The organism is Streptomyces wuyuanensis, from assembly GCF_900103455.1.
Classification (GTDB): Bacteria; Actinomycetota; Actinomycetes; order Streptomycetales; family Streptomycetaceae; genus Streptomyces; species Streptomyces wuyuanensis.
In genome coordinates this window covers 151,750-159,146 of record NZ_FNHI01000022.1, presented here as the reverse complement: position 1 = coordinate 159,146, position 7,397 = coordinate 151,750, and the positions used below count along the sequence as shown (strand labels likewise).

At 75.3% G+C, this 7,397-nt stretch carries 6 protein-coding genes; 5 read left to right on the top strand and 1 reads right to left on the bottom strand.

Going from position 1 to position 7,397, the window contains the following annotated elements; genetic code table 11:
• Positions 1-118: 118 nt before the first annotated feature.
• Complete coding sequence (locus tag BLT82_RS28175) at positions 119-859, top strand: Type 1 glutamine amidotransferase-like domain-containing protein (protein ID WP_093659828.1); 741 nt, start codon at positions 119-121, stop codon at positions 857-859.
• Positions 860-1,016: 157 nt separating this feature from the next.
• Here the strand turns inward: BLT82_RS28175 and BLT82_RS28170 are convergent, their stop codons facing one another.
• Positions 1,017-1,817, bottom strand: coding sequence for a nucleotidyltransferase domain-containing protein (locus BLT82_RS28170; protein ID WP_093659826.1), 801 nt, complete (start codon positions 1,815-1,817; stop codon positions 1,017-1,019).
• Between the two features lie 86 nt (positions 1,818-1,903).
• On the opposite strand from BLT82_RS28170, the gene BLT82_RS28165 reads away from it, so the two are divergent.
• The 4 genes from BLT82_RS28165 to BLT82_RS28150 all read left to right on the top strand — a co-directional run bounded on the left by BLT82_RS28165 (position 1,904) and on the right by BLT82_RS28150 (position 7,391).
• The gene (locus BLT82_RS28165; RefSeq protein ID WP_093659824.1) at positions 1,904-3,325 is read left to right on the top strand and encodes a phytoene desaturase family protein; all 1,422 of its coding nucleotides are present in this window, start codon (positions 1,904-1,906) and stop codon (positions 3,323-3,325) included.
• Positions 3,326-3,427: 102 nt separating this feature from the next.
• The gene (locus BLT82_RS28160; RefSeq protein WP_093659822.1) at positions 3,428-3,949 is read left to right on the top strand and encodes an O-acetyl-ADP-ribose deacetylase; all 522 of its coding nucleotides are present in this window, start codon (positions 3,428-3,430) and stop codon (positions 3,947-3,949) included.
• A gap of 214 nt (positions 3,950-4,163) precedes the next feature.
• Complete coding sequence (locus BLT82_RS28155; protein ID WP_093659820.1) at positions 4,164-5,510, top strand: LCP family protein; 1,347 nt, start codon at positions 4,164-4,166, stop codon at positions 5,508-5,510.
• Between the two features lie 399 nt (positions 5,511-5,909).
• Positions 5,910-7,391, top strand: coding sequence for an AlkA N-terminal domain-containing protein (locus BLT82_RS28150; protein ID WP_208868064.1), 1,482 nt, complete (start codon positions 5,910-5,912; stop codon positions 7,389-7,391).
• Positions 7,392-7,397: the final 6 nt, after the last annotated feature.

The window sequence follows — 7,397 nt, the reverse complement described above, 5'->3', positions numbered from 1 at the left end:
GGGCGGCAGGGGGCCGTGGGCCGGCGGGCGCGGTGCTCGCGGCGCGGAGCCCGGAACCCGCGCCAGTGGCCGGGCCCTCGCCGGGAGGGCCGTCGACCCCGGCCGGTAGGGTCGCGCCATGACTGCCGCCGAGCCCACCATCCTCGCCACCTCGGGCGGACACCGCGTCGGCGACCGCACGAGAGTGGCGTTCGGCTCGCTGGTCCACCACGCCGTCGAACTGTCCGGGGTCCACGGGCGCCGACCCAGGATCATGTACGTCGGCACCGCCATCGGCGACGCCGAGCACTTCGCCTTCCGCATGGGCGAGGCGGCCCGTGCGGCCGGCTTCGACCTGACACCCCTTCATCTCTTTCCGATGCCCAACCTCGACGACATCGAGGGCGCCGTCCTGGACCACGACGTCGTCTGGGTCATGGGCGGTTCGGTGGCGAATCTGCTGGCCGTGTGGCGGGTCCACGGACTCGACACCGTGCTGCGCCGCGCCTGGCGGGCGGGGGTCGTGCTCAGCGGGGTCAGCGCGGGCTCGATCTGCTGGTTCCGGGGTGGCACCACGGACTCCTTCGGACCGGAGCTGCGCCCGCTCACCGACGCCCTCGGATTCCTCCCCTACGGCAACGGCGTGCACTACGACAGCGACCTCGGCCGCCGGCCGCTGGTGCACCGCCTGGTCGCGGACGGTACCCTTCCGGTCACCCACTGCACCGACGACGGGGTCGGCCTGGTCTACCGCGGCACGGAACTCGTCGAGGCCGTCAGCGAACAGCCCGGCAAGGGTGCGTACGTCGTGCTCCGGGAGGGGGACAGGGCGGTCGAGGAACGCCTCACCCCGCGCCGGCTGCCCGCGCCGCGTTCCTGAACGCGCCCTGCCGTCGCACGTGCCGCGGCCCTGAACGCGGCCCCGGCCGGGCCGGCGGCGGCTACCCGCCGCGCGCGGGGGAGTGCGCGCGGGGGACTGCGCGCGGCACGCACGGGTCCGGCGGGCACCCTCCGTACGCGGGAGCGGCGTGCGCCGGTCAGGGCCGTACCAGGGCGCCGCGGATCTCCGCCGTCAGGGCGGCGGCCGAGGCGACCGCCTCGGGGCCGAGGCCGCGCAGGGCCGCTTCGACCCGGGGGACGAGGTCCGGCGGGGCCGCGGGCAGGGCCGCGGCGGCCGCCAGCGCGCCCTTCTCGTTGAGGCACCAGACACGGTGGTACGCGTGGAGGGACTGCACGAGCACCCCGAACGCCCTCGACAGGCACAGCCCGGCGTGCAGTACGTCGCCGCCCGGCGCCGACTTCGCCGCGGCGGCCACCGAGAACTCGGCCTCCCACGCCGCGCCGACCAGGGCCGCGCGCAGGGGTTCCGGATAGGACGCCGTCTCCGTCCGAAGCGCCGTCACCTCGCCCGCCGGGTCGGCGAGGACCCGGCACAGGGCCACCTCGCCGGCGTACGCGGGCGACCAGAACCCCAGCGGGTGACCGGCCTGCACTCCGACCTCGTAGCGCCCCGCCCGGCAGTCCGCCCAGACCCGCTCCACCCGGTCCAGATCGCGCAGGATCCAGTCGACGCCGGCCCCGTCCACGGTCAGCCAGGCGCCGCCGTTCACCCACGGCCCCCAGCCGCCGGGTCCCGCGACCTCCACGGGCCCGCCCGTCAGCTCCGCGGCGAGCCGGGCCAGGGCCGCCACGTCGACGCCGCCGCGGTAGTAGACGCCCAGGTCCCAGTCCGAGCCGGGCCGGTGCGTGCCGCGGGCCCGGCTGCCCCCGAGCACCACGGCGCGTACGCCCCGCACCTCCGCGAGCCGAGCGGCCATGGTCCCGATCACATCGTCCATCGCCGGGGAACCTACCCCCGGCGGCGTTGTCGGTGCGTGCGAATATCCTGGATTCCTTGGCCACCGGCTGACGAAGGAGTCCCAAGGTGCCGTCGATGCTCGATGCCGTCGTCGTGGGGGCGGGACCCAACGGACTGACCGCAGCCGCCGAGTTGGCCCGCCGTGGGTTCTCGGTCGCCGTGTTCGAGGCCCTGGACACCGTCGGCGGCGGCGCCAGGACCGAGGAGCTGACGCTCCCGGGTTTCCGGCACGACCCCTGCTCCGCGGTGCACCCGCTGGGCGCGGGCTCGCCCGCGTTCAACGCCATGCCCCTCGCGCGGTACGGGCTCGAATGGCTCCAGCCGCCGCTGCCCATGGCCCACCCGTTCGACGACGGCACCGCCGCCGTCCTCTCCCGCTCCGTCTCCGAGACCGCCGCCTCGTTCGGGCCGCGCGACGCGGGGGCGTACCGCCGTCTGGTCGCGCCGTACCTCGGCAGGTGGGAGACCCTCGTCAGGGACTTCATGTCCCTGCCGCTCAGCGCCCTGCCGCGCGATCCGCTCACCCTGGCCCGCTTCGGCCTCGACGGGCTTCCTCCCTCCACCTGGCTGATGCGGCGTTTCCGCGACGACCGGGCGCGCGCCCTGTTCGCCGGGCTCGTCGCCCATGTGATCGGCCCGCTGACCGGGATCGGCACCGGCGCCGTCGGCCTCGTCTTCGCCCTCGCCGCGCATGCGGTGGGCTGGCCGCTGCCGCGCGGCGGCTCGCAGTCGATCTCCGACGCCCTCGCCGCCTTCGTACGCGACTGCGGCGGCACGATCCACACGGGAACCGAGATCAAGCGTCTCGACGACCTGCCGCCGGCCCGCGCCTACGTCTTCGACACCTCGCCCACCGCACTCGCCCGGATCGCGGGCCTGGGCCGGGTCTACGACGGCTACCGGTACGGAGCGAGCGTCTTCAAGATCGATTACGCCCTGGACGGGCCGGTCCCGTGGACCGCCGAGGCACCGCGACGCGCCGGGACCGTCCAGATCGGCCCGAGCAGCCGCGAGATCGACACGGCGCTGCGCCAGGCTTCCGGCGGCCGCGTGCCCGGGACACCGTTCCTGATCACCGCCCAGCCCACGCTGGTCGACCCCTCCCGGGCCCCCGAGGGCAAGCACGTCTTCTGGGCCTACGGTCACGTCCCCCACGGCTGGGAGGGCGACCTCACGGACGCCATGGAGCGGCAGATCGAGCGCTTCGCCCCCGGCTTCCGCGATCTCGTGCTCGCCCGCGCCGTGGCCGGTCCTCCGCAACTGGCGGCACGCAACGCCAACTACGTCGGCGGCGACATCGCGTGCGGCGCCGCGAGCGGCCTCCAGCTGCTGCTGCGCCCCAAGCCGACGCTGTTCCCGTACCGGACCCCGCACCCCGCGGTGTTCCTCTGCTCGTCGGCGACCCCGCCCGGTCCGGGTGTGCACGGGATGCCCGGGCACAACGCTGCCAAGGCGGTGTGGCGGCACCTGCGCGCCGGCGACCGCTGAGCCACTGCCGTCCCCGAGGGGCGCCCACCGGCCGGCCGGGGCGCCTGTCGGCAGGCCGGGCCGTCGTTCGACGGGACGGGACCGGGGCGGCATGATGAGGCCATGACCGGTCGTCCCACGATCACGCTCGTCCGCGGTGACATCACCGAGCAGGACGTCGACGCCGTCGTCAACGCCGCGAACTCCTCCCTCCTCGGCGGCGGAGGGGTGGACGGGGCGATCCACCGGCGCGGCGGGCCCGAGATCCTGGAGGAGTGCCGGAAGCTGCGAGCCTCCCACTACGGAAAGGGCCTGCCGACCGGTCAGGCGGTCGCGACCACCGCCGGGAGGCTCCCGGCCCAGTGGGTCATCCACACCGTCGGCCCGGTTCACAGCCGCTCGGAGGACCGCTCAGAGCAGCTGGCCTCCTGCTACCGCGAATCCCTGCGGGTCGCCGACGAACTCGGAGCCCGCACGGTCGCCTTCCCCGCCATCTCCACCGGCATCTACGGCTGGCCGATGGACGACGGCGCCCGGATCGCCACCGAGACGGTCCGTGGCACCGGGACGGACTCGGTGGAGGAGGTCCGCTTCGTGCTCTTCGACGAACCGGCCTACGAGGCGTTCGCGGCGCACACGCGCTGACCCCCGCCGCCGCGGTGCGGTCTGCACCGGGGCCGGGCACCGGGGCCGGGCACCGCGGCGGGGCCGCGGACCTCCGCCGTGGGGGTCCCTCCGTTGGCCAACGCGGGTGACCGCGGCATGCCCTGACGGCGTGGCCCGGGCGTCCGGCGCCGACTCTTCCGATCGTCCGGTTAACGTCGGGCGTATTCGATGACGTTCCTCCCGGGGGAGTCTGATGCGCCGTCTCATCGCAGGACTGACCGTGCTGGCCGGCCTCGCCTCCTGGCCCTGGATCGGCGCGCAGGCCGCACCCGCCGCAGGCGGAGCCGTCGAGCGGAACCCCGGCCGAGGCACCAACATCCTGATCGTCGGCATCGACAGCCGCGCCGGTCTGTCGGCCGCCGAGAAGCGGCGACTGCACGTCGGCGGCGAAGGCTGCGACTGCACCGACGTGATGATGCTCGTCCACCTCTCAGAGGACCGCCGGCGCGCGAGCGTCGTCTCCATCCCCCGGGACAGCTACGTCCAGTACGCCACGCCCGAGGGCACGGCAGGGGAAGCCCCGCACGGGAAGATCAACGGGGCCTTCAAGATCGGCCGCGGTCCGCTGGCGGTGCGTACCGTCGAGAAGGTCACCGGCCTGAGCGTCGACCACTACCTGGAGACGGACTTCACCGGATTCGAACGGGCCGTCGACGACCTGGGGGGTGCGACCGTGTGCACGGACAAGCCCCTCAGGGACGAGAACTCCGGCCTCGACATCACCACGGGCACGCACCACCTCGACGGGAACAGGGCCCTCGGCTACGCCCGGGCGCGGCACCTCGACCCCCCGGGGGACCTCGGCCGGGTCCGCCGCCAGCAGCGCATGCTCGCCGACATGCTCGACGGGCTGACCGTCCGGGGAGCCCTGGCCGACCCCGTGAGGGCGGCGGACACGGCACGCCGGCTGCTCGGGTCCGTTCGCACCGACGAGCGCACGGGCATGAACGACCTCATCGGCATCGGCTGGACGCTGGGGCGGCTGCCGGCGGACCGGACGGAGTTCGCCACCGTTCCGATCTCCCACTTCGACCACCGCGTGCCCGGTGTGGGCTCCACGCTGCTCTGGCACGAGTCGCGCGCCAGGGCCCTGTGGGAGGCGCTGCGCGCCGACCGCCCGATCACCGGCGACACCCGCATCCTGCCCGTCCCCGAGACCCGTGCCGAGACCAACCCGGCCGGGATCAGGGTGCGCGTGGACGACGCGAAGGTCGCCACGGCGCTGGAGCGCAGCAGGTTCGTCGTGACGGACACCTCGGCGTCCGCCCCCGCCGTGCGGCCGGCGGGCCCGGCGGTGATCACCTTCCCGGCCGGACGCGAGGCCGACGCGGCCACCCTGGCCGCCGCCCTCCCCGGCGCCCGCCTCCGGTCGGCCGACCGCCCCGACGCCGTATTCGACGTCACCGTCGGCTCCGAGCCGGTCGTGGTCAAGACGGTCACCTACGACCGCAACGTCGCCGAGGGCGCGCCGGTCACCGCTGACCGGCTCCGCTGCTCCGGCTCGCCCGCACCGGCGTCGGACACGGCGCAGCACGGCTGACGCCCCTCACGGGGTCCGCGGGCGTCAGGCCCGAGGCATCCGGGACCCGGTCCGCGTGCCCCCGGCAGTCACCCGGGCCGACCGGACGTCCGCCCCGAGCACCCGAAGCGCCACGATCGCCGGGCCCGGCACGCCCGCGGAACCGGGCACCCCAGCCCAGCGCGGCGGGGCGGGTCGCGCACGGATCCGAGCCGCAGGCCCAGAGGCCCCGGACTCGTACGCCCGGGGAACCGGGCACCTCCGCCGGCAACAGTCCCACAGCCCCAGGGTCCGCACGCGCGGCGCGGCGCGGTCCCGGCCCGGACGCCGTGGCCCGTCCGCGGTGATGTCGTTTTCTCGCCAGCACCGCCCCTCACCATGCACGATGCTGGACCCATGCCTTCCGACGTGCACACGTCCATGCACACCGACACCGAGCGCTGCGTACGGGCCGTACGGTCCAGGGACGCGCGGTTCGACGGGTGGTTCTTCACCGCCGTGCTGACGACCCGGATCTACTGCCGGCCCAGCTGCCCCGCCGTGCCGCCCAAGGCCGAGAACATGACCTTCCACCCCAGCGCGGCGGCGTGCCAGCAGGCCGGTTTCCGGGCCTGCAAGCGCTGCCGTCCGGACACCAGTCCCGGATCGCCGGAGTGGAACGCCCGCGCCGACACCGTCGCCCGTGCGATGCGCCTGATCCAGGACGGAGTCGTCGACCGGGAGGGCGTCACCGGCCTCGCGGCCCGGCTGGGGTACTCGACCCGTCAGATCGAGCGGCAGCTGCTCGCCGAGGTCGGCGCTGGACCGCTCGCGCTCGCCCGCGCGCAGCGCGCCCAGACCGCGCGGCTCCTCGTGGAGACGACTTCGCTGCCCATGGCCGACGTGGCGTTCGCCGCGGGCTTCTCCTCGATCCGGACCTTCAACGACACCGTCCGCGAGGTGTTCGCGCTCGCCCCGGGCGAGCTGCGGACCCGAGCGGCCACCCGGCGAGGCGGGGCGCCGCTGCCGGCCGCGCCCGGGGCGCTCACGCTCCGTCTCCCGTTCCGTGCCCCGCTGAACCCCGACAACCTCTTCGGGCATCTGGCCGCGACCGCCGTCCCCGGCGTCGAGGAGTGGCGCGACGGCGCGTACCGCCGCACTCTCACGCTGCCGAACGGGCACGGGATCGTGTCCCTGGCCCCGCGCCCGGACCACATCGCGTGCCGGCTGTTCCTCACCGACCACCGCGACCTCACCTACGCCATCAGCGTCTGCCGCCGGATGCTCGACCTCGACGCCGACCCGGTCGCCGTCGACGACCAGCTCCGCACCGACCCGCTGCTCGCGCCGCTCGTGGACAAGGCGCCGGGGCGGCGCGTGCCGCGCACGGTCGACGCGGCCGAGTTCGCGGTACGGGCCGTCCTCGGCCAGCAGGTCTCCACCGCGGCGGCCCGCACCCACGCCGCCCGGCTGGTCACCGCCCACGGCACGCCCGTCCAGGACCCCGAGGGCGGCCTCAGCCACCTCTTCCCCGGTCCCGAGGCCCTGGCCGGCGTCGACCCGGAGACGCTCGCGTTCCCCCGCAGCCGGCGCACCACCCTCACCACCCTGTTCGGAGCCCTCGCCGACGGCACGCTCCGCCTGGGCCCGGACAGCGACTGGAACGAGGCCCGCGCCCGGCTGTCCGCGCTGCCCGGCTTCGGCCCCTGGACCGTGGAGGCCATCGCGATGCGCGCACTCGGCGACCCGGACGCGTTCCTGCCCACCGACCTCGGCATCCGGCACGCCGCCGCCGGGCTCGGACTTCCGTCGACGCCCGCCGCGCTCACCGCCCGCGCCGCCGCCTGGCGGCCCTGGCGCGCCTACGCCGTCCAGTACCTCTGGGCCACCGGCGACCACCCGATCAACCGTCTCCCCGCCTGAGGAAGC

What these genes read in the sequence shown, in the direction of transcription:
- BLT82_RS28150 (WP_208868064.1), top strand. Translation starts at nt 5,910, where the DNA reads ATGCACACCGACACCGAGCGCTGCGTACGGGCCGTACGGTCCAGGGAC.
- BLT82_RS28170 (WP_093659826.1), bottom strand. Translation starts at nt 1,817, where the DNA reads ATGGACGATGTGATCGGGACCATGGCCGCTCGGCTCGCGGAGGTGCGG.
- BLT82_RS28155 (WP_093659820.1), top strand. Translation starts at nt 4,164, where the DNA reads ATGCGCCGTCTCATCGCAGGACTGACCGTGCTGGCCGGCCTCGCCTCC.
- BLT82_RS28160 (WP_093659822.1), top strand. Translation starts at nt 3,428, where the DNA reads ATGACCGGTCGTCCCACGATCACGCTCGTCCGCGGTGACATCACCGAG.
- BLT82_RS28175 (WP_093659828.1), top strand. Translation starts at nt 119, where the DNA reads ATGACTGCCGCCGAGCCCACCATCCTCGCCACCTCGGGCGGACACCGC.